This is a genomic window from Pseudokineococcus lusitanus (assembly GCF_003751265.1).
Lineage (GTDB): Bacteria > Actinomycetota > Actinomycetes > Actinomycetales > Quadrisphaeraceae > Pseudokineococcus > Pseudokineococcus lusitanus.
Map to the genome: position 1 here is coordinate 280,380 of NZ_RJKN01000002.1, position 26,442 is coordinate 306,821.

Here is a 26,442-nt window from a genome sequence, read left to right on the forward strand (position 1 = left end):
CCGGGTGAGGACGTATGGAGTCCTACCGCTCGCGGCAGATCCTCCACCGCCTCCTCGACGAGGAGGTCACCTCGCCGACGCCCTCGGCCGACCGCCTCGTCGCCTGGTGCGCCCGCTCCCTGCCCGTCACGGGCGCGGCCGTCCTGCTCATGGCGCGGGGCCAGCCGGCCGGCACGGTCGCCGCCTCGGACGAGGTGGCGACGGGGCTCGAGGAGCTGCAGTTCACCCTCGGCGAGGGGCCGTGCGTCGAGAGCAGCGCGACGGGGCGGGCCGTGCTCGTGCCGGACCTCGCAGAGGCCGGGCGCCGGCGCTGGCCGACCTTCGCGGGGCGGGCCATGGCCCTGGGCGCGTGCGCCGTCTTCGCCCTGCCGCTGCGCGTCGGCGAGATCCGGCTGGGCGTGCTCGACCTGTACCGCGACGCCCCCGGCCCGCTCGTCGACGGCGACCTCGCGGAGTCGCTCGCCTTCGCCGACGCCGCCACCGCCCTCCTCCTGCACCTCCAGGACCAGGCCACGGCGGGCGTCGCACCCGGTGACGCACCCACGGCGCTCGGCCTCGAACACGGCCGGGCCGTCGTGCACCAGGCGACGGGCGTCCTGGCCGTCCAGACCGGCCTCGGGCTGCAGTCGGCGCTCGTCCTCCTGAGGGCCCGCGCGCACACCCTCGGCGTGCCCGTCGCCGACGTCGCCCGCGGTGTCGTCGACGGCACGCTCGACGTCCGGGACCCCTTCCCGTGACCGCCACGGACGAGACCGGACCTCCCGACCACGACCGCAAGGGGACGACGATGAACGCGCAGCAGCGCCTGGCCGAGGTCTTCGTCGAGCTGGCGGACACCCTCGTCGACGACTTCGACGTGACGGACTTCCTCACCACCCTCACCGAGCGGTGCGTCGAGCTGCTCGGGGCCGACGCCGCCGGTCTCATGCTCGCGGACGAGCGCGGCAGCCTCCAGCTCGTCGCCTCGACGACCGAGCGGGCGCGCCTCCTCGAGGTGTTCGAGCTCCAGACGGACGAGGGGCCCTGCCTCGACTGCTTCGCCAGCGGCGAGGCGCTGACGAACGTCGACCTCGAGGAGTCGGCGCGGCGCTGGCCGCGCTTCACCGAGGCCGCGGAGGCCACGGGCTTCGGCAACACCCACGCCCTGCCGCTGCGCCTGCGAGGACGGGTCATCGGGGCGCTCAACCTCTTCACCGACCGCCGTCGGCCCCTCGACGACCACGACGTCGTCGTCGGCCAGGCCATGGCGGACGTCGCGACCATCGGTCTTCTCCAGGAGCGCTCGCTCCGGGAGCAGACCGTGCTGTCGGAGCAGCTGCAGGCCGCCCTCCACAGCCGGATCGCCGTCGAGCAGGCCAAGGGCGTCCTCGCCGCCCGTTCCGGCGTCTCGGTCGGCGACGCCTTCACCGCCATGAGGCGCTACGCCCGCGGCCACGGGCTCGCGCTGGCCGCGGTGTCCGCCGACGTCATCGACGGCACGCTCGCGGCCGACGTCGTCATGGCCCCCGCCGCCCCCGCCGCCCCCGGCGCCCGGGCTGCCGACCGGCGGCGCTGAGCGGCCGCACGCCCGCCCGGCTGGCCCCCTCGCCGGGAGACCGCCAGGCTGAGGACGACATCCCGCCGCCCCGGACCCGGCTGCGCCTCCACCTCACGCCCAGGGGTCCGCCATGAGCGACGTCGTCCACCTCCTCCCGGCCGCGGCCACCGCCGCGCCGCCACGCCCCGCGGGCCGGGCCCGCGCGCACCGCCAGACCAGTTCCTACACCGAGCTCGCCCGCGAGGTCCGCGCCGCAGGGCTGCTCGCCCGGCGGCGCGGCTGGTACCTGGGCCGCATGGGTGCCGCCGTCGGTGCCCTCGCCGTCGTCGTCGCCGCCGCGGTGCTGCTGCGGGACAGCTGGCTCGTGCTCCTGCCGGCCGCCGCGCTGGCGCTCGTGCTCACGCAGTGCGCCTTCCTCGGCCACGACGGCGCGCACCGTCAGATGTTCACCTCGGCCCGGGCCAACGAGTGGGCCGGCCGGACCTTCGCGAGCCTGTGCTGCGGGCTCAGCCACGGCTGGTGGCTCGGCAAGCACACGCGCCACCACCAGGGGCCGAACCAGCGCGGCCTCGACGGCGACGTCGAGTCGAAGGTGCTGTCGTTCACGCCGGAGGCGGCGCGCGACCGCCGCGGCGCCCTCGCCTGGCTGACCCGCCGCCAGGGCTACGCCTTCTTCCCGCTCCTGCTGCTGCAGGGCCTGAACCTCCACGTCGACAGCACGAGCCGCCTCCTCGACCGGGCGCCGCTGCGCCGTCGCCCCCTGGACGCCGCACTCGTCGCCACCCACTGGGTCGTCTACCTCGCCCTGCTGCTCCTGCTCCTCGGACCCGGCCGGGGCGCCGCCTTCCTCGGCGTGCACCTCGCCGTCTTCGGCGTCTGCATGGGCCTCGCCTTCGCCCCCAACCACGTGGGGATGCCCGTCGTCCCGCGCGGCGGCGACGTCGACTTCCTGCGCCGGCAGGTCCTCGTGTCCCGCGACGTGCGCGGGGGCGCGCTCGTCGACCTCGTCATGGGCGGTCTGAACTTCCAGGCCGAGCACCACCTGTTCCCGAGCATGCCCCGCCCGCACCTGCGGCGGGCCCAGGAGCTCGTGCGCGCCCACTGCGCCCGGGAGCAGGTGCCCTACACGGAGACGTCCTTCCTCGGCGCCTACCGCGCGGTCGTCGGCCACCTCCACGAGGTGGGCCTGCAGGCCCGGCCGACCTTCTCCTGCCCCGTGGCCGCCGGGCTCCGGTAGGCCGCGGCCGCACGCGCCGACGCCCCGACGCCCGAGGGCGGCGGGGCGTCGGCGCGGAGGTGCCGGCGTGCGGTCAGCGACGCGGCGGCGGGAGGTCGCCGCGGCGGTCCTCCACGTACTCGACGCGGTCGACCCGGCGCTGCCGCTGGGCACCCTGGACGGCGCCCAGGACGATCGCGAGCACGCCGGCCGCGAGGCAGACGTAGCCGACGACGGTGAGGTCGACGGCGTCGATCGAGTCGCGGACGGCGAAGGCGAGGACGCCGCCGACGACGAGGAGGAAGATCCCGAGCCCGAAGCGCATGTGGAGCTCCGTCCTGCCGCCGGGTCGGCGACCGGTGGAGGCACCGCCCTGGCGGCGGCACCGGTGGGCGCGATGGTCGCGCCGACGACGCCCGGGCGCCATCCGGGACGGGGCCGGGAGGGTCGTCCCGGCCCCACGGCCTCCCCACAGCGACCGCACAGCGCCGCGGTCGACGGTCGTCGTCGACGGGGCGGAGCAGCCGTCCCGCCGGGCCGCGGGAGCGCGGCGTCGACGACGGGACGAGGACATGGACGAGACCAGGCGCAGCACGCCCGCGACGGGCACCGGCCCGGCGGACGGCAGGACGGACGTCCCCCCGCCGCCGGCGCCCCCTGCCGCCGCCGCGGCGACCGGCCGGGCCCGTCGACGACGCCCCGGTGCCACGACCGTGGTGACGGCGGCCGGCGCACTGGTCGTCGGCCTCCTGGGCGGCGCGGGCATCGGGGCCGCCGTGGCCGCGCCCGCGCCCGTGACGTCGGTCCCGGCGGGCGCGACCACCGGCACCGTCGGCGAGCTGCCGCCCCCGCCACCGGGGGACGACGGGTCGCTCCCCCCGGGCGGCCCGGCCGTGCCCGGCACGGACGCGGGGACCGCCGACGGCGCGACCGGCCTCCCCGACGACGCCGGGACCCCGGCCGCCGAGGACGTCACGTACACCGTCGGGTGGCGGGCGACCGACGGGTCCCCCGCCGAGCTCCCCCCGCCGCCGGCCACGACGGCCGACGACGAGGTGGCCGTCCTCACGACACGCGACGACCTCGTCACCGCCTGACGTCGCTCCTGCGCGCGACGGGCGGGCGGCGCGGCGGGTCAGCGCACCCAGGCCGAGCAGTCGGGAGCCAGCACCCCGCGGCCCTGCGCCACGGCGGCCGGGTCGAGGTCCGTGTCGCTCGCGAGGAGCAGCTCGCCCACCGGCAGCGGCACGGCCGCCCCGGAGAGGTTGGTGATGCTGCGCCACCCGCCCGGCCGGACGAGGTGCAGCACGCCGGGGGCGTCGTCGACCCACTCCAGCCCGTCGTCGACCGTCGTGAGCACCCGCCGCACGCGCAGGGCGGACCGGTAGAGCTCGAGGGTCGAGCCGGCGACGCCGTCCTGCGCCGCCACGGAGACGGGGCCGAACCACGCCGGCTGCCGCATCCCCGGCAGCGCGCCGCCCTCGGGACCGAAGCCGAAGGTCGTGCCGTCGGGCGTCCACGGCAGGGCGACCCGGCAGCCGTCGCGGCCCTTCTCGCCCCCGCCGGAGCGCACGGCGATCGGGTCCTCGACGGCGTCCCAGGGGATGTCGGCGACCTCGTGCAGCCCCAGCTCCTCGCCCTGGTACAGGTAGACGGCGCCGGGCAGCGCGAGCTCGAGGAGCAGGGCCGCGCGGGCCCGGCGGAGCCCGAGGTCGAGGTCGACCGGGTCGCGGCCGTCCGTCGTCACCCACGCCTTGGCGGCCTCCTGCGAGCCCACGCCGGACCGCCGCGGCACGCCGAACCGGGTCGTGTGCCGCACGGAGTCGTGGTTGGACAGCGTCCACGTCGCCGAGGAGCCGGCCGCCATCTGGGCCAGCCCGCCGGCGATCGCCGTCCGCATCTCCCCGGCGTCCCACGCGCAGGCGAAGAGGTCGAAGTTGAAGGCCTGGCCGAGGCCGAGGGGGTCGGCGTAGCGCGCCCGGCGGTGCGGGTGCACCGACGCCTCGGCGACGGCCGAGCGGGGCGGGTCGTAGGCGTCGAGGACGTCGCGGCGCCACTGCGCGTAGACGTCCTGCACCTCGTCGCGGTCCCAGAGCGGGTGGTTGCCGCCCTCCCGGCCCGTGTCGAGGATCTCGACGTGGACGTCGAGGTGGCCGTCGACGTCCTTGACGAGCCCGTGCGCGACGTCGACCCGGAAGCCGTCCACGCCCCGGTCGGCCCAGAAGCGCAGCGTCTCGAGCATGTCCTCGCGCACCTCCTCGTCCGACCAGTCGAGGTCCGGCTGCTCCGGCGCGAAGATGTGGAGGAACCACTGCCCCGGCGTGCCGTCGGGCTCGGTGACGCGCTGCCAGGCCGACCCGCCGAAGATCGACCGCCACGAGCTGGGCGGCTCGTGGCCGCCGGGCCCGCGCCCGTCGCGGAAGACGTAGCGGCCGCGGGCCCGCGAGCCCGGCGGGGAGGCGAGCGCCTCGCGGAACCACGCGTGCCGGTCCGAGGTGTGGTTGGGCACGACGTCGACGACGACGCGGATGCCCGCGGCGTGCAGGGCCCGGACCATCTCGTCGAAGTCCTCGAGCGTGCCGAGGCGGGGGTCGACGGCACGGTGGTCGTCCACGTCGTAGCCGCCGTCGGCGAGCGCCGACGGGTAGAAGGGGCTGAGCCACACGGCGTCCACGCCGAGCGAGGCGAGGTGGCCGACGCGCGAGGTGATGCCCCGCAGGTCGCCGAGGCCGTCGCCGTCCGCGTCGGCGAAGCTGCGCGGGTACACCTGGTAGACGACGGCGCGCCGCCACCAGTCGCGGGCCTCGGGGGCGGCGGGCGTGGGGGCGGCCACCGGGGCGCTCGCGGGGACGCGGCGGGCCGGGGTGGTCGTGCTGGTCACGGGATCTCCTGGGTGGTGGGTGGAGCAGGGAGCGGAGGTGCGGCCGGGCCGGGGCGTCAGCCCTCGAGCGCCCAGGCCGAGGCGGCGGGGCCGTCGCCCGGCAGGACGACCGTGCCGTCGCCGCCGTCCGTCGCGCCGCCGCCGACGAGCGGCACGAGCTGGGACGCCGACCGCAGGCCGAGGGCCGCGAGGGGCAGCCGGACGGGCTCGTGGTCGGCCCGGGCGACGTGGACGAGGACGCGCTGCTCGGCGTGCTCGCGCAGGTGCACGAGGACGTCGTCGCGGGCCGTGACCCAGCGCAGGCCGCCCCGCCGCAGCGCGACCGAGCCGCGCCGCAGCCGGCCCCAGGTGCGGACGGCGTCGAGCGTCGGGGCGTCCCACGCCTCGGGGCGGTCCCACGGCATGGGGGTCCGGGAGTGCTCGCCGTCGAGGCCGGTGAGCCCGACCTCGTCGCCCGCGAAGAGCGTCGGGACGCCGGGCAGCGTCATCTGCAGGGCGAGGCCGGCGACGTACCGGTCGCGGCCGCGGCCCGTCAGGTCGGCGAGGCCGCTGCGCCCGCCCCCGGTCACGGTGCGGAAGCGGGGCGTGTCGTGGGTGTCGAGGTGCGACGTCGACGCCGCCCACGAGCGCCACGGCATCGCCGCGTGGACCGCGCGCATGGTCGCGACGACGTCGCCGCCCGGCTGCACGGGCACGGGCACCGGCCAGCCGAGGAAGCGCAGGCCGTGCTCCTCCCCCGGACCACCGGGGTAGCCGCCGTTGAGCCACGCCCAGACCGGCCGGGTGAAGCCCGCGTAGTCCATCGCCCCGTGCCAGCCGTCGCCCACGAGGTCCGCGGCGGCGTCGTGGCAGTGCTCGGCGAGCATCCAGGCGCCGGGGCTGACGGCGTGCGCCGTCGCCCGGGCCAGGCGGGCCACCTCGACCGCGAGGTCGTCGGGGCCGAGGCGGCCGGTCATGTTGGCGACGTCGATCCGCCACCCGTCGAGCCCGCGCCGCAGGTGCTCGGCGACGACGGAGCCGGGCCCGTCGACGAACCGCCGCCGGAGGGCGGCCGACGAGTGGTCCAGCTTGGGCAGCGTGTCGACACCGAGCCACGTCTCGTAGCCGATCGGGTCGTCCTCGAGGAAGCGGTAGTAGCCCGCCTCCTCGGAGGTGCGGTCGGCGACGGCCGCGCGGAACCACGGGTGCTCGACGCCGGTGTGGTTGGTCGTGAGGTCGCCCATGACCCGCAGGCCCCGCGCGTGCGCGGCGTCGACGAGCCGGCGCATGGCCTCGTCGCCGCCGAGCACCGGGTCCACGCGGTCGAAGGTCACCGCGTCGTACCGGTGGTTGGAGCGGGCCTCGAAGAAGGGCGTGAGGTACAGCAGCGAGGCGCCGAGGGACTCGACGTGGTCGAGGTGGGCGGCGATCCCGTCGAGGTCGCCGCCGAACCACTGCCGCCCGACGCCGGGCCCGCGGTGCACCACCGCGTCGTCCCAGGCGGCGCGGTCGGCCCACGACGGCGTCTCCCGCTCGGCGCCGGAGCGGGCGAAGCGGTCGGGGAAGACCTGGTAGGCCACCTGGTCGGCCACCCAGTCCGCCGGCCCCTCGGAGGCGAGGAGCCGGAAGTCGGCGGCGTCGGTGACGTCGCGGGCCGTCGTCCCCTCGCCGGTGAGCCAGCGGTGCGCCGGCCGGCCGGCGCCGTCCCGGCCGGACAGGAGGAAGCGGTAGGACGTGACGGGGTTGCGGGCCTCGACCTCGACGGCGAACCACGTGCCCCCGGGGTCGCGACCGTCCGGCTCGGCGGCCCGCAGCAGCGGCTCGCCGTCCCGGAGCTGGCGGAGGTGCACCTCCCCGCCCCACGCGGAGCCGTCCGCCGCGTCGGGGACGAGCACCCGGACGGGCACGCGCTCGCCGAGGGCGGGCGACGACGTGCCGACGCAGCGGGCGGAGCCGTCGTGGTGCGGGGCGGAGAGCTCGTGGGTCACCCCTTGACCCCGCCCGCCGTGATGCCGCCGACGATGAAGCGCTGCAGGTACTGGAAGAGCAGCACGACGGGGATGGCCGTGAGCAGCGCGCCCGCGGCGAAGAGCCCGAGGTTGTTCGAGCGGTCGTTCTCGATGACGGACCACAGGCCGACGGCGACCGTCCGGACGCCTGCCTCGCGCAGGAAGATCGAGGCGATGAGGAACTCGCTGATGACGCCGACGAAGGCGAGCAGGCCGGTGACGGCGAGGATCGGCTGCAGCAGCGGCAGGAGGATGCGGAAGAAGATCGTCGCGTGCCCGGCGCCGTCGACCGTGGCGGCCTCGTCGAGGGACTGCGGGATCGAGTCGAAGAAGCCCTTGATGAGCCACACCTGCGCGAAGGCGTTGCCGCACATGACGAGGATGTAGCCGAGCAGGGTGTTGAGGCCGATGGCGGGGACGACCGTGCCCAGCTCGGTGAAGAGCAGGAACAGCGCGATCGTCGCGAGGATCTGCGGGAACATCTGGATGAGCAGCAGGGCGAGCAGCCCGCCGCGCCGCCCGCGGAACCGGAAGCGGCTGAAGGCGTACGCCGCCAGCGCGCTGCACGAGACCTGGATGACCGTCACCGCGGTGCACACCGCGAGCGTGTTGAGCATCCACCGGCCGAAGGGCCGCGAGGGGTCGGAGAACAGCGCCTGGAAGTTGACGAGGCTCAGCTCGCGCGGGATGAGGTTCGTCGAGACGACGCTGCCGAGCGGGTTGAAGGCCGCCGAGACGATGTAGAGGATCGGGAAGACGGCGAAGGCGACCGCCGCGAGCCCGACGACGTGCCGCCAGCCGACCTCGCGCCACCAGCGGCCGCGGCTCATGCGGTGGGCGACGGGCGGTGCAGTCGGCGACGAGGGGCCGCCGCCGGCCGGGTCGGCGAGCCGGGCGGGCGGGACGGGGGCGCCGGTCTGCAGGTCCGGGGTGGTCATCTCAGAGCACGTCCTCGAGTCGACGGGTCAGGCGGAACTGCAGGGCGGCGACGACGCCCGTGATGACGAAGAGCAGCACCGCGATGGCGGACGCGAAGCCGAACTGGGCGCCGCTGGCGCCGAAGGCGAGGCGGATCGTGTAGCTGATGAGGAGGTCGGTCCCGCCGGCCGTCGGGTTCTCCGGCGTGAAGGGCCCCCCGCCGGTGAGCAGGAAGATCGTGTTGAAGTTGTTGAAGTTGAAGGCGAAGGACGCGACGAGCAGCGGGGCCGTGGGGATGAGCAGCAGCGGGAAGGTGATCTTCCGGAAGCCCATGAACCCGCTGGCGCCGTCGATGCCGGCGGCCTCCTTGAGGTCCTCGGGGATCGCCTGCAGCGCGCCGGTGACGACGAGGAACATGTAGGGGAAGCCCAGCCAGAGGTTGGTGAGGATGACGGCGACCTTCGCCGTCGTCGCCCCGCCGAACCAGTTGACGGACAGCCCGGTCAGGTCGTTGATGAGCCCGAAGTCGGTGTTCCAGAAGCCCGACCACAGCAGCAGCGAGATGAAGCTCGGGATGGCGTAGGGCAGCAGCAGCACCGAGCGGTAGACCTTCTGGCCCCGGACGCGCCGGTCGTTGAGGACGATGGCCAGCACCGTCCCGAGCGCGAAGGTCGTCGCCACCGACAGCGTCGCGAAGACGAGCGTCCAGCCGAAGATGCCGAGGAAGTCGGACAGGATGCGCCCGTCGGTGAAGGCCCGGACGTAGTTGGCGAAGCCGACGTCGGCGGCCCAGGACTGGTCCGACAGCCGCTGGCCGTCCGCGCTGACGAAGTACTCGCGGTCCCCCTGCAGCGTCGGCGTGTAGGAGACGCCCGTCGAGGTGTTGGTGATCGTCTCGGAGTCCTCGTCGTAGACGAGGGGCGTCGAGCCCTCGAAGGCCTGCCGGATGCCGAGCTGGCGGATCGCCCCGCCCTCGGTGGGGACGGTGACCTCGGCGAGCGCGGCGCTGGCGGCGTTGACCTCGGCCGGCGTCAGGAGCGTGTAGCCGTCGGCCGCGGTGACGAAGCCCTCGGTGACCGTGGCGTCGTCGAGCGGCTCGAGGCCGTCCTCCGTGCCGACGGACGCCTCCCCCGTCGCCGGGTCGACGAGGAGGAAGGCGAAGGGGCCGTCGGTCGCGGAGCCGGTGGTGCCGACCGTGAGGTTGTAGCGGGGCGCGTCGGGCGTCTGGACGACCGAGGCGCCGAGGATCTGCGTGACCGCCTGCTCCTGCGTGGACCGCGTGCCGTCGCCGAGGTTCGTCAGCGACACCTGGAACGTCGAGATGACGGGGTAGACGACGAAGCTGAAGAGCAGGATCGACCCGGGCAGCAGGTACTTGAGCGGGATGGCGCGTCGCGTCGCGTAGACGGCGACGACGAGCAGCACCAGCGCCCAGAAGAAGACGAGGAAGCCCCAGCGCTCGGCGGCGACGAGCGCCGGCGTCAGGGAGATGACGGTGCTGAGGACCACCGCCAGCAGCAGGATCTTCAGCAGGAGGACCGGCGTCGAGCGCGAGCCGCGGGGCGGCGGGTGCGCCGCCGGGCTCTCGGTGGGGGCGGTGCTGAGCTGCTGGACCACGGCGCCTCCTGGGGCGTGGTGGGGCGGCCGGCGCCGGGCGCGGCGGTGCGGGCGCGCCTGCGGGGGCCGGTGACGGCACGGGCTGGGGCCGGGGCGGAGGACCCCGGGGGCGGCGGCCGGGAGGCCGGCGGGACGGGGCGGCCCCGGCGTCGACGGTGACGCGGGTCCGGCCCTCGAGGGCTGGGTGGGTTCCTGCTGCCGGTGCGGGGCGGCGGTCGCCGCCCCGCACCGGCCGGGTCACTCCGCGATGGCGGTGCGGATGGTGTCGCCGGTGGCGACCATCGTCTCGGCGCCGTCGGCGCCGCCGATGATCGCCGAGTAGGCCTGGCCGAGCGGCTCGAAGACGGCGCCCATCTGCGGGATCGACGGCATCGGCTCGCCCGCGTTCGCCGCGTCGAGGTAGGCCTGCAGCTGCGGGTCGGCGGCCACCTCGGACTCCTGGAGCGTGGTGAGGCTCGGCGGGATGTTCGCGCCGTCGTACATGACCTTCATGGCCTCCTCGGTGTTCATCGTGGTGCCGACGAACTCCTGGGCGAAGGCCTTGTTGGCGCCGGCCGAGGCCACGTAGAAGGCCTGGATGCCGGTGAAGGGCTGCGCCGGGCCGGCGCCCTCGAAGCCGGGGACGGCCTGGACGTCCCAGCCGAAGCCCGCGGCCTCGACGTCCGCCCGGGCCCACGGGCCGGAGAGGAGGAACGGCGCCTGGCCGTCGGCGAAGAGGGCGATCGAGTTGTCACCGCTGACGGAGCGCGTGAGGGCGCCGGAGCCGCCCTCGCCGAGCTCGGCGATGCGCGCGCCGGCGGCCTGGGAGGCCTCGTCGCCGACGCCGAGGTCGGAGGCGTCGTAGCCGCCGTCCGCGCCGCGGCCGAAGACGTACCCGCCGAGCGAGGTGTACAGCGGCTGCATGTGGTACGCGTCGCCGAGCTCGCCCACGGGCAGGTTGAAGGCCGACTGGACGGTGCCGGCCGCCTTGAGCTCGAGGCCCGTGGCGAAGGCCTCGTCGAGGGTCGCGGGCGCCTCCGGCACGAGGTCGGTGTTGCGGTAGAGCACGAGGGCCTCGACGCCGTAGGGCAGGCCGTAGAGCTGCTCGTCGTAGGTGACGGCGTCCACCGCGACCGGCGAGTACTGGCTCACCTGGTCGGCCGTGATCTGCAGCGGGTCGATGGCGCCGTTCTGCACCATGTTGCCGATCCAGTCGTGGGCGCCGACGACGACGTCGGGGCCGTTGCTCGCCGCGTTGGCGGTGATGAAGTTCGACTGCAGGTCGGTGACGGCCTGGACGGCGACGGTGATGCCGTTGTCCTCGCCGAAGTCCTCGGCGATCTCCGTGATGGGGCCGATCTTGAGCTCGTCGGTCCAGATGACGAGGTCGGCGTCGCCGCGCTGGGGGGCGCCGGTGGTCTCGGCCGCGGTGTCGCCGCCCGTCGTCGGGGTGGAGCCGGCGTCCGGCGTGGTCGGGGTGTCCCCACCCCCGCCGCAGCCGGTCGTGACGGCCAGGGCGGCGATGCCGGCGGCGGCGACGACGGCCCTCAGGGACATGCGCATGGGTGCTCCTCGGTGCTCGGGTGCAGGGGTGTGCCGGGACGTACGGGTGGTGCAGGTCGGTGCAGCGGGCCGGGGCCCGTCGCAGCGGCCGGGGCGTCGGTGCCCGGGCGGACGACGGGTGCGGGGTCGTCCGGTGCGCTGCGCTGCGTGGCGGGACCGTAGCAAGGATCTTGCAAGGTGCGTAAGACGCTTGCGCGAATCGTTACGCAGACCACGTCCGGCGCCCTAGAGTTCCCGGCGTGAAGGTGAGGCTCGCGGACGTCGCCGTCCGCGCCGGGGTCAGCGAGGCGACGGTCAGCCGCGTCCTCAACGACAAGCCCGGGGTGTCGCAGGCGACCCGGGACAAGGTCCGCTCGGTCCTCGACGTGCTCGGCTACGACGACCGCTTCCTGCCGCCCGCGGCGGCAGGGCTCGTCGGCGTCGTCGTGCCGGAGCTGTCCAACCCCGTCTTCGCGGCGCTGTCGCTCGTCGTGCAGACCCACCTGGCGCGCGCGGGCTACACGCCCGTCGTCTGCAGCCTCGTGCCCGGCGGGGTGCACGAGGCGGACTTCGTGCGGGTCCTCGTGCAGCAGAAGGCGGCCGGCGTCGTCTTCCTGTCCGGCGTGCACGCCAACACGGAGGCGGACGCCAAGCCCTACGTCGACATGCTCCGCCGGGGGCTGCCGGCCGTCTTCGTCAACGGGCGGATGGACGGGGTCGACGCCCCCTTCGTCTCCACCGACGACGCCGTGGCCGTGGACCTGGCCGTCGAGCACCTCGTCGGGCTGGGCCACGAGCGGATCGGCCTGGCCATGGGCCCGCCGCGGTACGTGCCGTCGCTGCGCAAGACGGCCGCCTTCCACGACGCCGTCCGGCGGCACCTCGCCGGGGTCGTGCCGGCGGGCGAGGTCGACTCGCTCGTCATGTACACGCAGTTCCGCGTGGACGGGGGCGAGAGCGCCGCGCGGGCGCTGCTCGACCGGGGCGCCACCGCGATCGTCTGCGGCTCGGACCTCATGGCCCTCGGGGCCGTGGGCGCCGCCCGCGCCCGGGGGCTGCGGGTGCCCGAGGACGTGTCGGTCGTCGGGTGCGACGACAGCCCGCTGCTCGACTTCACCGACCCGCCGCTGACGACCGTGCACCAGGACGTCGAGGCCGTCGGCACCGCCGCGGCCCGCGCGCTGCTCGCCGAGCTGAAGGGCGAGCACCCGCTGCGCGGCGAGCTCCTCGTCCGTCCGCACCTCGTCGTGCGGGGGTCGACGGCCGCCGCACCGGCACCGCGGGCGCCGGTCGCCCGCCCGCGCCGCGCCCGCACGCGCTGACGGGCGCCCCCGGACGTCACTCGTGTGACGCAGGCCACTTGCGCGATCGCGCAAGAAGTTGCGCACTCAGGCACCGGGGACGGCAGAGCCCCCGCAGCCGGTCGGCTGCGGGGGCTCCGTCGTGCGGGGGCGCCTCAGCGGGCGACCACCGTGATCTCCACGGTCGCCTCGAGCCCGGAGACGACGCCGCGGGCGACGCCCGGGTACGTGCCGGCCGGGGCCTTCGGCACCCGCACCGTCGTCGACCCGGCGCCCTCGGCGTCGGTGCGGACGCGGCCGACCTGCTCGCCGCCGACGGTGAGGACGACGGCCTCGCGGGCCGCGAAGCCGGTCACCTCGACGGCGACGCGGTCGCCGGTGCGGACCGTGGTCGCCGCGGGGACGACGGTCGGCCCCTCGGCCGGCGCCTCCCCGACGGTCACGCGGTCCGTGTAGTCCTCGGGGGACAGGGGGCTGTTCTCCCGCAGGAAGGCCTCGAAGGAGTCGAAGTCGATGAGGCCGGTCAGCTCCGTCGTGCCCTCGGCGAAGGCGGTGAAGTTGTCGCCGCCGGAGGCCAGGAAGCTGTTCGTCGCCACGCGGTAGGTGGCGGACGGGTCGAGCGGCTCGCCCGAGACCCGGACGCTGCTCGCGATGATCCGGCTGCCCGCGGGGGCCGCCGGGTCGTAGGACCAGGTGAGCTCCTCGGACGTGCCGAGCGCGAGGAAGGGCCGCGAGGCCCCCGCCGGCTGCCACTGCTGCTCGAGCACGCGCAGCAGCTGCTCGCCCGTCACCGTGACGACGACGAGGTCGTTGGCGAAGGGCGTGACCGCGTTGGCCTCCGCGAGGGTGATCTGCCCGTCCTCCCCGTAGAGGAGGTCGGCGCGCAGACCGCCGGGGTTGACGAGGCCGAGGTCGGCCGGCTCGCCCGGGGCCAGCTCGGAGCCGTACACGTACGTGTCGGCCACGAGCCCGCCGAGCGCGGAGTAGCTGCCGCGGTCCTCGCGGCCCTCGGCCGTGAAGGCGCGGGTGATGTCGGCGGTGACGGAGCCGATCACCTCGCCGCCGACCTCCTCGGCGTAGTCCTCGGCCGCCGCGACGGTCTCGGCCACCGCCGCGACCACCGGGTAGGTGGCGACGAGGTCGGCCTCGGGGGTCTCCGTCAGCGGCAGCAGGGCCGCCGTCGTCGCGACGACGTCGCCGCTCGCGCGGTCGACCTCGATCTCGACGCTCGCCAGCGCGGCGCCGTAGGACCCGGCCTGGACGACCGGGCGCGTGCCCTCGCCGCCCGGGACGGGCACCTGGACGGCGTACTCCTGGTGCGTGTGCCCATTGAGGATGACGTCGACCGCGGGGTCGGTCTCCTCGACGATCCGCTGGAACGCCGTGCCCTCGGGCACCTCGCCCTCGGACACGGCGGCGCCGTCGGGGGCGCCCTCGTGGGCGGAGAGGACGAGGACGTCGGCCTCGTCGCCCTCGCCGTCGGTGAGCTCGGCGGCGACGCGGTTCGCGGCCTCCACCGGGTCGCCGAAGGTGAGGCCCTCGATGCCGGACGGGGAGACGAGCGACGCCGTCTCCTGCGTCACGACACCGATGACGCCGACGGTCACGCCGTCGACCTCGTGGAGCGAGTACTCCGGCAGTGCGGGCTCGCCCGCGGCGTCGTAGACGTTGGCGCCGAGGTACGGGAAGGCGGCCAGGCCGCTCTCGCCGTCGACGCCCACCCGGCCGGTGAGGTCGTCGAAGCCGCGGTCGAACTCGTGGTTGCCGACCGCGCTCGTGTCGAGGCCGAGCTCGTCGAGCACCTCGAGCGTGGGCGCGTCCTGCTGCACCGACGAGACGAAGGGCGAGGCGCCGATGTTGTCGCCGGCGGACACGAGCAGCGTGCCGTCGACGTCCTCGCGGGCGCGCTGCTCCTCCACCGTGCCGGCCAGCGCCACGCCCGCCTCGGCGATGCGGCCGTGGAAGTCGTTGAAGCCCAGCAGGTTGATGGTGCTGGTGCCCGAAGGCTCCTCCGCACCGGCGAGGCCGAGCCCGACGACGACCGGGTCGTGGTCGGAGGCGCGGTACGGGTCGGCGGCGTACCAGGGGCGGTAGCCGTCGTACTGGTAGCCGTAGCTCTCGACCGCGTTGATGTTCCAGACGTCCGCGCCGGTCACCTTCGCCGCCGCCGAGGGCGAGGCGAAGACGTGGTCGAGGCTGCCGGTGCGGCCGGAGAAGACGTACGTGTCGCCGGCGTCGAAGGCGCTGCCGAGGTCGGTCCAGCCGGCCGCGGCGAGGACCGCGAGCGGGTCCTCCTGCGTGTAGGAGTTGAAGTCGCCGAGCAGGAGCACGTCCTCGGGGGCGTCCTCGATGCCGTCGACGAACTCGAGCAGGCGCTCGGCCTCCGCGACCCGCGTCGCGTTGCCGTTGCCCTGGCCGTCGCCGGAGTCCTCGTCGCCGGGGCGGGCCGGCGAGGGCACCGAGCCCTTCGACTTGAAGTGGTTGACGACCGCCATGACCTCGTCGCCGTCCGGCGTCACGAAGGTCTGCGCGAGGGGCTGGCGGGCGCGGCCCACCCACTCCTCGTCGACGTCGACGACGGACTCGCCGACGGGCTCCACCGCACCGACGCGGTAGATGAGGGCGTTGCGGATGACGTCCTGGTCCTCCACCGGGGGCAGCACCGAGGGCGAGGGCACGTAGGCCCAGGTCTCCTCGCCCGTGGCCTCGTTGAGCGCGGCCGTGAGCGTGGCCAGCGCCTCGTCGCGGTCCTCGCCCAGGGCGGCGCCGTTCTCGATCTCCTGGATGCCGACGACGTCCGCACCGAGCGCGTTGATCGCCGCGACGATCTTCGCCTCCTGGCGCACGAGCCCGGCCGCGTCGCTCGCGCCGCGGGCCTCGCCGCCGAAGGTCGTGAAGTAGTTGAGGACGTTGAAGGAGGAGACGACGAGGTCCCCGCCCACCTCCTCGGGCGCCGCGGTGCGCGGGTTGGCGTCGTCGAAGGTGGCGCCCGCGACGTCCGGCGTCACGACGGTGGTGGGCTGGAGGCGCCACGCGTCGAAGCGGTAGTCGAGGACGTAGTCGACGTCGCCGAAGCCGCTGACGCGGTCGCCGACGCGGACCGGGTCGTCCGCCGCGCCGTAGGCGGGGGCGGCACCGGCGTTCGCGAGGTTGGTGCTGCTGCCGTCGTCGAGGAGCACCTGGCGGTCGCGCTGGGCGGCCTCGAAGGCGCGGGCCTCGTCGCCGGGGGCGACGACGTCGGTCGCCTGGCGCAGGACCTCGTCGCCCGCGGCGAGGGCGACCTCGCCGAAGCGGTTGAGGTTGTAGACCTCGGTGACCGTGTAGGTGCCGGTCGGGCGGACGAGCATGCTCTCGAGCTGCTCGCGCTCGGCGTCGGTCGCGCTGAGGCGGTCGACGACGACGGCCTCGGGCAGGTCGACGCCCGTGGCGCAGACGGCGACGGCGTCGACCGAGACCTGGGTCTGGCCCTGGTACTCGTCCACCTCGCCGGCGACCTGGACGAGGTCGCCGACGGCGAGGCCGGCGAGCGCGGTCGCCCCGGTGGAGCCCTGCGGGGCGAAGGCGACGACAGCGGTCGACGCGGCGCCCGGCGCGGCGTCGGGGTCCTGGACGAAGACGCTGCCGAGGCCGGAGGCGTCCTTCGTGACGACACCCTGGACGACGACGTCCGTGCCCTCGAGCGGGCTCGTGGGGCCCGTCCCCTGGACGGCGGTGATGGCGGTGAGGCCGTCGGTGACGCACTCGGCGGCCGGCGGCGGGGGCGTGACCACCTCCTCGCCGTTGCGGACGCCGAAGCTGTTGGTGCTCGGGCTGACGCGCCACGTGCCGTCGTCGCCCCGCTGCAGCGAGCCGTCGGCGGTGCCCGTGGCGCCGTCCTCCTGGACGCCGATGTCGGTGGAGGTGACGGTGGCCCCGCCGAGGGAGGCGCTGAAGACGCCCTCGTAGGAGAGGAACTCGACGAGGGCGCCGCTCGCGTCGAGCAGCGCCAGGCCGTCGGGGGCACCGTTCTGGAGGCCGGGGAAGTCCACGACGACGACGCCGGACTCCCCGACGACACCGCTCAGGGCCTTCGGCGAGTAGGTCGCGCCGCCGTTGCCGTTGACGCCGACGAGCGTCCAGCCGGTGAGGTCGGTGCCCGGGTCGGCCTGGACCTCGACGCGCTCGTTCGCGTCCGTGCCCGGGTTGTCGTAGTGGATCTCGCTGATGAAGGGGCTGCCGGGCGGGGCCGGGACGGCGGCCGCGGGGGCGGCCAGCAGTGCGCCGCCCAGCAGGGCGGCGGTGGCGGCGGCGGCAGCTCGCGCTGCGGGGCGCGCTGCCGGGTGGGGTGCTCGTGGCACGGAGGTCCTCCGGTGTCGACGGTCGTACGCAGGTGGTGCGCCGGGTCCGCCGGTCGGCGGCCCCGGGTCCGGTGGGTGGTGGCAGGGCGGGTCGCCCGCGACACTGCACCGACCGGGTGAACAGCATGTGTCCGGTCGGCGCAGAACGGGAGGCCTTGTCCCGACCCGATCCGGGTCGTGACGAGCGCCACCCTGTCCTGCGGCACCGACGGTGACCGGTGGTGACCGTCGGTCGACGAAGGGCCCGGCCGGACGACGAGGCGCGCCGCCCGGCGGCGCGGAGGAGGACCTGTGGCGAGCAAGACCCCGGCGGAGGAGCTCGACGTCGACGGCACCGCCGTGCGGCTCACGAGCCCGGACCGCGTGCTCTTCCCGGCGCTGGGCGCGGACGGCGGGACCAAGCGGCACCTCGTCGACTACTACCTCGCGGTGTCGACCTCGTCCGCCGACGGAGCGGTGGGCGGGCTCGGCCCGCTGGTGCGGGCGCTGCGGGACCGGCCCACCTACCTCCAGCGCTTCCCCGACGGCGTCGAGGGCGAGGAGGTGTACCAGAAGCGGGTGCCGGAGCGGGCGCCCGACTACCTGCGCCGGGTCCGCGTGACCTTCCCCTCCGGCCGGCACGCGGACGCCCTGCGGGTGGACTCCGCCGCGCCTCTGCTCTGGGCGGTGCAGATGTCGACCGTGACCTTCCACCCCTGGCCCACCCGCGCCGACCACGTCGAGCTGCCCGACGAGCTGCGCGTCGACCTCGACCCGCAGCCCGGCACCGGCTTCGAGGAGGCCCGCCGGGTCGCGCTCGACGTCCTGCACCCGCTGCTCGACGAGCTCGGCCTCGTCGGCTACCCCAAGACCTCCGGCGGCCGGGGCGTCCACGTCTACGTGCGGATCGAGCCGCGGTGGGAGATCCGCGAGGTCCGCCGCGCCGCCATCGCCCTCGCCCGCGAGGTCGAGCGCCGCGCGCCCGACCTCGTCACCACCGCCTGGTGGAAGGAGCAGCGGACCTCGGCGATCTTCGTCGACTACAACCAGAACGCCCGCGACCACACCATCGCCAGCGCCTACTCCGCCCGCCGCACCCCCACCGCGACCGTCTCCACCCCCGTCACGTGGGCCGAGCTCGCCGACGTCCACCCCGACGACTGCACCATCGCCACCGTCCCCGGCCTGCTCGCCGAGCGCGGCGACCCCATGGCCGGCCTCGACGACGTCGCCCACTCCCTCGACGGCCTCCTCCAGATGGCCGACCGCGACGAAGCCGAGGGACAGGGCGAGATGCCCTACCCGCCCAACCACCCGAAGATGCCCGGCGAGCCGAAGCGCGTGCAGCCCAGCCGCGACCGGGACCGGCCGGACGCCTGAGGCCGTCGACGCCCCCGGCGGGCCGGGTCAGCGGGGGCGGACGACGACCGCGTCGCCGACGGGCCGCTCGCCCGTGGCGTCGGAGACGCTCGTCACGAGCTCGCCACGGACGACCATCGCCGTCGAGCCCCCGCCGTCGAGGTTGACGGCGTCGCGCAGCCCGAGGGCCCGGGCGACGTCGGCCGCCTCGCCCACGGAGAGGCCCAGGGAGTCGAGGCGGCGGCCCGCCACCGTGACGAGCACCGTCCGCCCCTGCCCGTCGACGCCCGCGAAGGTCCGGGGGTTGCGCTGCAGGGCCCAGCCGTAGGCGAAGGACGGGTCGTCCGGGTGCACCATGCCGTCGCGGGCCTGCGTCACGTGGGCGCGCCCGTCCCGGACCAGCTCGGGGCCGCCGTTGACGACGGAGACACCCGGGGCGGCGAGCGAGCGGCCGTCCGCGACCGTCGCGGTGCGGAGCCGCAGGCGGTCACCGGGCCGCGCCGCCGCCACCTCCGCGACCCGGTCCCCCGTGGCCTGGAGCGAGCGCCGGCCCGCCGTCAGGGCGACGCCGCGCCGGTCCTGCACCGCGACGACGCGGCCGCTCGCGTCCACGACGACCTCGCGGCCGGGGCCGGCGGGCGTCGAGGCGCCGAAGGCCGTCGTGAAGGCGACGAGCTCGTCGTCGTCGGTGCACGTGACGTCGTGCCGCGGCAGGTCCGTCGGGGTGTCGCCCGTGCCGCCGCAGTTGCGGACGAGGCCGGGCACCCGGTCGACGCCGTCGAGGTCGAGCAGCTCCCCCGCCGCTCCCGGGCGGGACGGGCGGGCGGTGAGCGCCGCGGTCCCGCGCCAGGCGGGGCGGGCGACGGCGGCACGGCCGTCCTCGTGGAGCACGAGCGCCGGACGGTCACCCACCGGCTCGGAGACGACGCGGCCGTCGTAGACGCCCGTGCCGGCGGGGTCGCCGGGCGCACCGGCGGCCGGGTCGAGGACGAAGAAGCCGCCGTTGACGGCCGCGACGGCTCCCTCCGCCGCCGCGAGCGCGCTCACCGTCTCGCGGCGCTCGAGGTCCGGGCCGTACGAGGCGCCCAGCTCGCCCTCGAAGGTGGCGGGGTCGACGACGAGGACGTCCATCTCCCACCGGCCGGGGGCCGTGCTGCCGCCGTCCCAGCCGCTGTACCAGTCGCGGGCCGTGAAGCCCGCCGCCCGCAGCCGGGCCACGGCCGCCTGCGCCGCCGCCCGGTCGGCGAAGCCCTCGACGAGACGCACCCGCTGCCCGAGGACGGAGGCGGGCAGGTCCGCCGCCGCCGTCTGCCGGACGGGCTGCGCCGCGGCGGGGAAGCCCGCGGCGGCGAGCCGGGCGACGAGGTCGGCGGCGGACGCGGCGTCCTGGACGCTGCGCGCGGGCGCGTCGGGGTCGGGCCCCGTGGCGCCGGCGGGGATGGAGAGCTCGACGACCCAGGGGACGTCCGCGTCCACGGCGCCGCGGACGACGCGGGTCCGCGTCACGCCGGCGGCGAGCTGCTCGACCTCCACGGCCTGCGGGAGACCTGCGGGCCCGAGCGGCAGGTCGGGGACCACGGCGGCGGGCGCCGCGCGGGCCACCGGGCTGGCGGTGACGGGCGCCGTCCCCCCGACGAGCGCCGTGACGGTGGCGGCGACGAGCAGCAGCGGGGCGCGGCGACGGGTGCTCACCGGCCGAGTGTCCGCCCGCGCGGGTGACGGCGGGGTGGACGGCGGGCACCGGCTGCCCGTCGGGGAGGCCGCCCTGACGGGTGACGCGACGCCCCGCCCGGGTGGTGGGGCGCCCCCGACGGGCGCGGGGGCCGCCCTGCCGCTGTGATCACGAGCAGGGCGGCCGCGGGGGCGCCCACGACCCGAGGGGGAACCATGTCCACCACGTCCGACGTCGGCCTGCGGCCGACGCCCACGAGCGCCGCGTCCACCAACACCAAGGCGATCGTCGCCCTGCCGCTCGCCCTGGCCCTGCCGCTGGTGGGGCTCGTCTTCGGCGTCCTCGCGCTGCGCGAGATCGGCCGCAACGGGGACGGCGGCAAGGGCCTGGCCCTCGCCGCGGTGATCATCGGTGCCGTCGTCCTCGTCTTCTACGTCATCGGCTTCGCCACCTTCGCGACGGCCTTCGCCGGCCTGATGTCGCAGATGCAGGGCACCACCGGCATGTGACGCCCGGAGGCGGTGGTCCGCGGCGCGGGCGAGCATCGGGGCATGCGGACCACCACCTCCGACTTCACCGGCAGCGTCGTCCTCGTCACGGGCGGCGGCTCCGGCATCGGCGCCGCCGTGGCGCGGGCCTTCCTCGCGGCGGGCGCGACCGTCGCCGTCACCGGGCGTCGGCGCGAGCCCCTCGAGGCGCTCGTCGCCGACGCCCCGGACGGGCGCGGCGTCGCCGTCGTCTGCGACGTGGCCGACGGCGCGCAGGTGCGCGACGCCGTCGAGCGCCTCGTCGCCGAGCACGGCCGGCTCGACGTCGTCGTCAGCAACGCGGCCGGCTACGAGGGCGGCCAGCTGACCGACCTCGCCGACGACGCGTGGGAGCAGCTGCGCGCCACGAACGTCGACGGCTTCTTCCACCTCGCCAAGGCGACGCTCCCCCACCTCGAGACCTCGGGCGGCTCCTTCGTCGCCGTCTCCTCGGTGTCCGGCGACCGCGGCGACTGGGGCCAGGCCGCCTACAACGCGACGAAGGCGGCGGTGACGAACTTCGTCCGCTCGCTCGCCCTCGACTGGGGCGGCCGCGGGGTCCGCGTCAACGCCGTCGCCCCCGCCTTCACCCGGACCCCGCTCACCGAGGGCGTGTGGTCGGACCCCCGCGCCCTCGAGCCCTTCGTCGAGCGCGTCGCGCTCGGCCGGGTCGGCGAGCCCGAGGACGTCGCCCCCGTCGTCCTCTTCCTCGCGAGCGACGCCGCGGCGTACGTCACGGGCGCCGTCGTCCCCGTCGACGGCGGCACGAGCGCCTCGACGGGCCAGCCCGCCGGCTGACCCGCCCCCTCCACCCCCGCGACGTGCGGCCGTGTCGCGCCTCCCCGCCCCGCGGGCCGGCGCACACGGCCACACGTCGCGGGGAGGAGCGTCGCGCGGGGGCCGACGTGGCCGCACGTCGCGAGGGGGCGGCCGCACGAGCGGGCACATCGCCACGCGGCGCGGTCAGGGGGCGGGCGGGGGCGCCGTGCTCGCGCGGACGACGAGGCGCGTCGGGACGAGCGTCGTCCCCGGGGGCGCTGCCCCGTCGGCGACCTGGCGCAGCGCGAGCTCCACGCAGAGGCGGCCGACCTCGTGGAAGTCCTGGTGCACCGTCGTCAGCGGCGGGGCGTAGTCGCCCGCGTCGGGGAGGTCGTCGAAGCCGACGACGCTGACGTCCTCCGGCACCCGCCGTCCCGCCTCCCGCAGCGCCCGCATCACCCCCAGCGCCATCTGGTCGTTCGCGGAGAAGACCGCGGTGCAGCGGGTCTCGCGGGCCAGGCGCCGGCCTGCCTCGTACCCGGACGTCGACGACCAGTCCCCCACGAGCGGCGGCGGCACCTCCCGGCCCGCTGCGCGCAGCGTCTCCGCCCATGCCCCGGCGCGGGTCCCCGCCGCGAAGGAGTCCTGGGGTCCGGCCACGTGCCAGACGGTCGCGTGGCCGAGGTCGAGCAGGTGGCGGACGGCCTGGCGGGTGCCGTCGGCCTGGTCGGTGTCGACGACGGGGTAGCGCGAGCCCGCGTCGGAGTCGACGACGACGACCGGCACGCCGGGCGGCAGCAGCACCGTCATCGTGTCGAGCAGCTGCACCTCCATGACGACGACGACGGCGTCGACCGCCAGCTCGGTCAGCCGTGAGAAGGCGCCGCTGACCTCCTCCTGCGTGTGCTGCTGCACCGGGACCACGGTGATGCCGTACCCGGCTGTCGCCGCGGAGGCGAGGATGCCGTCGAGGGTCCGCACGTTGCCCACCGTCGACAGCGTGAACAGCAGCACGCCGATCGAGCGGAAGCGGCCCGACTTGAGCGCCCGCGCAGCGCTGTTCGGGCGGTAGCCCAGCCGCTGCATGGCCTCGACGACGACCCGCCGCGTCGGCTCGCCGACCCCGGGGGCGCCGTTGGCGACGCGCGAGACGGTCTGCGCGGAGACGCCGACCTCGCGGGCGACGTCCGACATCCGCACGCCGCGGCGGGCGGGGGTGCCGGGCGCACCGCCGGGAGCGCCGGTGGCGGCGGTCATGGGGCCTCCTCGCTGGGTCCGCCGGTCCGGCTGCCGAGCGGCCCGGCCACCTGCTCGCGGGGGCCGACGACGACGTCCGCCCGGCAGATGGTTGCGCAAACGTAGCGCGGGAGTCCATGCTGTCCGGGCAGTTAACGCAAACGTCCACCCAGGTCGACGACGACCGCGGGGCGCCCGCCGCAGCGGGGCCACGCTCCCGTCGCCCGCGAGCACGGAGCGAGGACGCCCATGACGGCCGCCGCCCCTCCCGCCCCCGCCACGCCGCCCCCGGCCGCGGCCGCACCCCGCCGCGGCGCGGGGACGCGGCGCCGCTGGGCCGGCTGGTGGTTCGTCGGCCCCTTCATGGCCGTCTTCGCCCTCGTCTTCCTCGCGCCGATCGCCTACTCGGTGTGGCTCAGCCTCTTCCAGGACCGGCTCGTCGGCGGGACGTCCTTCGTCGGCCTCGACAACTACGCGGCCGCCCTCGGCGACCAGCGGCTGTGGTCGGGCCTGGCGCGGGTGGCGCTCTTCCTCGTCGTCCAGGTGCCGGTGATGCTCGGCCTCGCGCTCTTCGCGGCGCTGGCGATCGACTCGGGGCGCCTGCACGGCGCCGCGTTCTTCCGCATCTCGGTCTTCATGCCGTACGCGGTGCCCGCCGTCGTCGCCACGCTCATGTGGGGCTTCATGTACGGCACGCGCTTCGGCCTCGTCGGCAACCTCCAGGACGCGCTCGGCGTCACGCTGCCCGCGCCGCTGTCCCCCGACTACGTCCTCGTCGCCATCGGCAACATCGTCACGTGGTCCTTCGTGGGCTACAACATGCTGATCTTCTACTCGGCGCTGCGCACGGTGCCGCGCAGCCTCTACGAGGCCGCCGAGATCGACGGCGCCGGCCAGCTGCGGATCATCACGGCCATCAAGCTGCCGGCCATCCGCGGCGCCCTCGTCGTCGCGACGATCTTCTCGGTCATCGGCAGCTTCCAGCTCTTCAACGAGCCGAGCATCCTCCAGGCGCTGGCGCCCAACGCCATCACGACCGACTTCACGCCCAACCTCTACGCCTACTCGCTGTCCTTCTCGGGCCAGCAGTACAACTACGCCGCCACGGTCGCGCTGATCATGGGCCTGGTGACCATGGTGGTCGCCTACGTCGTGCAGCTCCGCGGCCTGCGGCAGGAGAAGTGACCGCCGTGACGACGTCGACCCCCACCGCCCGCCCCACCGCGGCGACGTCGCGCCGTGCCTCGTCGCTGCGCCCGACGCGCAGCCGTCGCGTCGACCGGCCGCGCCGCTCCGTCCTCCTCACGGTGCTCTGCGCGCTCGTCCTCGTCTACGCGCTGGTGCCGCTCGTGTGGCTCGTCATCAACGCGACGAAGTCCCAGGGCGACCTCTTCGGCTCCTTCGGGCTGTGGTTCGCGGGCGACGTCAACCTCCTCGACAACATCGTCCGCACGCTCACGTACGACGACGGCGTCTTCGGCCGGTGGTTCCTCAACACCCTGCTGTACGTCGTCGCCGGCGCCGGCGGCGCGACCGTCCTCGCCGTCCTCGGCGGGTACGGCCTCGCGAAGTTCGACTTCGTCGGCAAGAAGGCGGTGCTCGCCGTCGTCATCGGCGCGGTGGCCGTCCCGGGCACGGCGCTGGCGGTGCCGACCTTCCTCATGTTCAGCCAGATGGGGATCACGAACACCCCGCTGGCGGTCATCGTGCCGTCGCTCATCTCGCCGTTCGGCCTCTACCTCATGTGGACCTTCGCGTCCGAGGCGATCCCCACCGAGCTCCTCGAGGCGGCGCGGGTCGACGGCGCCGGCGAGCTGCGCACCTTCGCGCAGGTCTGCCTGCCGCTGCTGGCGCCGGGGACCGTGACGGTCCTGCTCTTCACCGTCGTCGCGACGTGGAACAACTACTTCCTGCCGCTCATCATGCTGCGCGACCCCGACTGGTACCCGCTCACCCTCGGGCTCAACGCGTGGAACGCCCAGGCCGCCACCGCGGGCGGCGAGGCGATCTTCGACCTCGTCATCACCGGCTCGCTTCTCACCGTGCTGCCGCTCGTCGTGGCCTTCCTCTTCCTGCAGCGCTACTGGCAGAGCGGCCTGTCCGCCGGCGGGGTCAAGGAGTGACCCCGCCGTCGGACCGGGGCCGCCGCGGCCCCCGCTCCCCCCTGGCCCGCCCGTCCCGCACCACCCCCTCGACCACCGCAGCCCAGACCTCCCGGAGGACACCGATGTCCAGCCCCACCCCGTCCCGCCGCCTCGCGGCCCGCACCCTGCGCGGCACGGCGCTCGTCGCCGTGCTCGGCCTCACGCTCGCCGCGTGCGGCGGCGGGGACGGCTCGCCCGAGGACGTCGCCGCCGCCGTCGAGGAGGGCGGCACGCTCACCGTCTGGGCGTGGGACCCGACGATGGAGCAGGTCGCGGCCGACTTCGAGACCGCCAACCCCGGCGTCACCGTCGAGCTCGCCAACGTCGGCACCGGCAACGACCAGTACACGGCCCTGCAGAACGCCATCTCCGCCGGCAGCGGCGGGCCCGACGTCGCCCAGGTCGAGTACTACGCCCTCCCCCAGTTCGTCCTCGGCGAGGCGCTCGCCGACCTCGGCCCCTTGGGCGCCGACGACCTCGAGGGCACCTACACCCCCGGCCCGTGGAACGCCGTCCAGGCCGCCGGCCAGGGCGAGGGCATCTACGGCCTCCCGATCGACTCGGGCCCCATGGCGCTCTTCTACAACGCCGCCGTCTTCGAGGAGGCGGGCGTCGAGGTCCCGACGACGTGGGACGAGTACGTCGAGGCGGGCCGCCAGATCCACGCCGCGCTGCCGGACACCTACATCACCGCCGACACCGGCGACGCCGGCTTCGCGACGTCGCTCATCTGGCAGGCCGGCGGCGAGCCCTTCACGGTCGACGGCACCGACGTCGGCATCGACCTGGCGGACGAGGGCTCGGCCCGCTTCGCCGAGATGTGGCAGCCGATGATCGACGAGGAGCTCCTCGCGCCGATCAACCCCTGGACCGACGAGTGGTTCGCCGCCCTCGGCGGCGGGCAGGTCGCGAGCCTCGTCACCGGTGCCTGGATGCCCGGCAACCTCGTGAGCGGCGCCGCGGACGCGTCCGGCGACTGGCGTGTGGCCCCCATGCCGCAGTGGGAGGAGGGCGGCGCCGCCACCTCCGAGAACGGCGGCAGCTCGCTGGCCGTGATGGAGGCGAGCGAGCAGCAGGAGCTCGCCTACGCCTTCCTCGACTTCGCCGCCGCGGGCGACGGCATCGCCTCCCGCGTGGAGGAGGGTGCCTTCCCCGCCACCGTGGCCGAGCTCGAGTCCGAGGAGTTCCTCGCGCAGGAGCCGGAGTACTTCGGCGGCCAGCGGATCAACGAGGTGCTCGCGGAGTCCGCGACCGAGGTCGTCGACGGCTGGCAGTACCTGCCCTTCCAGGTCTACGCGAACAGCGTCTTCAACGACACGGTCGGCCAGGCGTACGTCGGCGGCACGACGCTCTCCGAGGGCCTGCAGTCCTGGCAGGGCGACCTCACCACCTACGGCGAGCAGCAGGGCTTCGGCACCGCCGCCCGCTGACGTCGCGGGCCGGCCGGGCG

The 26,442-nt window shown here is 75.6% G+C and carries 20 protein-coding genes; 11 read left to right on the forward strand and 9 right to left on the reverse strand.

Annotated elements, in window-relative coordinates; all coding sequences use genetic code 11:
- Window positions 1-14: 14 nt before the first annotated feature.
- The 3 genes from EDC03_RS04520 to EDC03_RS04530 all read left to right on the forward strand — a co-directional run bounded on the left by EDC03_RS04520 (window position 15) and on the right by EDC03_RS04530 (window position 2,774).
- Window positions 15-737, forward strand: a complete 723-nt coding sequence (locus EDC03_RS04520; RefSeq protein WP_123379009.1) for a GAF and ANTAR domain-containing protein — start codon at window positions 15-17, stop codon at window positions 735-737.
- Window positions 734-1,555 (forward strand): GAF and ANTAR domain-containing protein, encoded by an 822-nt coding sequence (locus tag EDC03_RS04525; protein WP_241967029.1) that lies wholly within the window; start codon window positions 734-736, stop codon window positions 1,553-1,555. The genes EDC03_RS04520 and EDC03_RS04525 overlap by 4 nt, the downstream gene beginning before the upstream one ends.
- 112 nt (window positions 1,556-1,667) lie before the next feature.
- Entirely contained in the window at window positions 1,668-2,774 is a 1,107-nt protein-coding gene (locus tag EDC03_RS04530) for an acyl-CoA desaturase (protein WP_123379010.1), read from the forward strand.
- Between the two features lie 73 nt (window positions 2,775-2,847).
- Here EDC03_RS04530 and EDC03_RS04535 read toward each other — a convergent pair whose 3' ends face one another.
- Window positions 2,848-3,078 (reverse strand): DUF6458 family protein, encoded by a 231-nt coding sequence (locus EDC03_RS04535; RefSeq protein WP_123379011.1) that lies wholly within the window; start codon window positions 3,076-3,078, stop codon window positions 2,848-2,850.
- A 247-nt stretch (window positions 3,079-3,325) separates the two neighbouring features.
- Between EDC03_RS04535 and EDC03_RS04540 the strand changes: the two genes are divergently transcribed.
- Window positions 3,326-3,850, forward strand: a complete 525-nt coding sequence (locus tag EDC03_RS04540) for a hypothetical protein (RefSeq protein ID WP_123379012.1) — start codon at window positions 3,326-3,328, stop codon at window positions 3,848-3,850.
- Between the two features lie 38 nt (window positions 3,851-3,888).
- Here EDC03_RS04540 and EDC03_RS04545 read toward each other — a convergent pair whose 3' ends face one another.
- From EDC03_RS04545 to EDC03_RS04565, 5 genes are all read right to left on the reverse strand, one after another.
- On the reverse strand, window positions 3,889-5,586 hold the full coding sequence (locus tag EDC03_RS04545) for a glycoside hydrolase family 13 protein (protein WP_123379288.1): 1,698 nt from the start codon (window positions 5,584-5,586) through the stop codon (window positions 3,889-3,891).
- A gap of 104 nt (window positions 5,587-5,690) precedes the next feature.
- Window positions 5,691-7,601 carry a glycoside hydrolase family 13 protein gene (locus tag EDC03_RS04550; RefSeq protein ID WP_123379013.1) on the reverse strand — a complete coding sequence of 637 codons (1,911 nt, stop codon included), beginning with the start codon at window positions 7,599-7,601 and terminating at the stop codon, window positions 5,691-5,693.
- Window positions 7,598-8,452, reverse strand: coding sequence for a sugar ABC transporter permease (locus EDC03_RS04555; protein ID WP_123379289.1), 855 nt, complete (start codon window positions 8,450-8,452; stop codon window positions 7,598-7,600). Before EDC03_RS04555 ends, EDC03_RS04550 begins: the two co-directional genes overlap by 4 nt.
- Before the next feature lie 109 nt (window positions 8,453-8,561).
- Complete coding sequence (locus tag EDC03_RS04560) at window positions 8,562-10,157, reverse strand: ABC transporter permease subunit (protein WP_123379014.1); 1,596 nt, start codon at window positions 10,155-10,157, stop codon at window positions 8,562-8,564.
- 237 nt (window positions 10,158-10,394) lie between these two features.
- Window positions 10,395-11,699, reverse strand: a complete 1,305-nt coding sequence (locus tag EDC03_RS04565) for a sugar ABC transporter substrate-binding protein (protein WP_123379015.1) — start codon at window positions 11,697-11,699, stop codon at window positions 10,395-10,397.
- Window positions 11,700-11,938: 239 nt separating this feature from the next.
- Between EDC03_RS04565 and EDC03_RS04570 the strand changes: the two genes are divergently transcribed.
- A complete protein-coding gene (locus EDC03_RS04570; protein ID WP_123379016.1) occupies window positions 11,939-13,000 on the forward strand; it encodes a LacI family DNA-binding transcriptional regulator in 1,062 nt (353 codons plus the stop codon).
- A 134-nt stretch (window positions 13,001-13,134) separates the two neighbouring features.
- Here the strand turns inward: EDC03_RS04570 and EDC03_RS04575 are convergent, their stop codons facing one another.
- Window positions 13,135-17,316, reverse strand: coding sequence for an ExeM/NucH family extracellular endonuclease (locus EDC03_RS04575; RefSeq protein ID WP_123379017.1), 4,182 nt, complete (start codon window positions 17,314-17,316; stop codon window positions 13,135-13,137).
- Window positions 17,317-17,607: 291 nt separating this feature from the next.
- Between EDC03_RS04575 and EDC03_RS04580 the strand changes: the two genes are divergently transcribed.
- Entirely contained in the window at window positions 17,608-18,675 is a 1,068-nt protein-coding gene (locus EDC03_RS04580; protein ID WP_123379018.1) for a DNA polymerase domain-containing protein, read from the forward strand.
- Window positions 18,676-18,702: 27 nt separating this feature from the next.
- On the opposite strand, the gene EDC03_RS04585 is transcribed toward EDC03_RS04580, so the two are convergent.
- The gene (locus EDC03_RS04585) at window positions 18,703-20,346 is read right to left on the reverse strand and encodes a phosphodiester glycosidase family protein (RefSeq protein WP_123379019.1); all 1,644 of its coding nucleotides are present in this window, start codon (window positions 20,344-20,346) and stop codon (window positions 18,703-18,705) included.
- Window positions 20,347-20,541: 195 nt separating this feature from the next.
- On the opposite strand from EDC03_RS04585, the gene EDC03_RS04590 reads away from it, so the two are divergent.
- Window positions 20,542-20,835 (forward strand): DUF4190 domain-containing protein, encoded by a 294-nt coding sequence (locus EDC03_RS04590; protein ID WP_123379020.1) that lies wholly within the window; start codon window positions 20,542-20,544, stop codon window positions 20,833-20,835.
- 42 nt (window positions 20,836-20,877) lie between these two features.
- A complete protein-coding gene (gene budC, locus EDC03_RS04595) occupies window positions 20,878-21,651 on the forward strand; it encodes a meso-2,3-butanediol dehydrogenase (RefSeq protein ID WP_123379021.1) in 774 nt (257 codons plus the stop codon).
- Between the two features lie 165 nt (window positions 21,652-21,816).
- Here budC and EDC03_RS04600 read toward each other — a convergent pair whose 3' ends face one another.
- The gene (locus tag EDC03_RS04600; protein WP_199719938.1) at window positions 21,817-22,869 is read right to left on the reverse strand and encodes a LacI family DNA-binding transcriptional regulator; all 1,053 of its coding nucleotides are present in this window, start codon (window positions 22,867-22,869) and stop codon (window positions 21,817-21,819) included.
- A gap of 228 nt (window positions 22,870-23,097) precedes the next feature.
- Between EDC03_RS04600 and EDC03_RS04605 the strand changes: the two genes are divergently transcribed.
- From EDC03_RS04605 to EDC03_RS04615, 3 genes are all read left to right on the forward strand, one after another.
- Window positions 23,098-24,033 carry a carbohydrate ABC transporter permease gene (locus EDC03_RS04605; protein WP_123379022.1) on the forward strand — a complete coding sequence of 312 codons (936 nt, stop codon included), beginning with the start codon at window positions 23,098-23,100 and terminating at the stop codon, window positions 24,031-24,033.
- 5 nt (window positions 24,034-24,038) lie between these two features.
- Window positions 24,039-24,971, forward strand: a complete 933-nt coding sequence (locus EDC03_RS04610; protein ID WP_123379291.1) for a carbohydrate ABC transporter permease — start codon at window positions 24,039-24,041, stop codon at window positions 24,969-24,971.
- A 104-nt stretch (window positions 24,972-25,075) separates the two neighbouring features.
- Window positions 25,076-26,422, forward strand: coding sequence for an ABC transporter substrate-binding protein (locus EDC03_RS04615; RefSeq protein WP_123379023.1), 1,347 nt, complete (start codon window positions 25,076-25,078; stop codon window positions 26,420-26,422).
- Window positions 26,423-26,442: the final 20 nt, after the last annotated feature.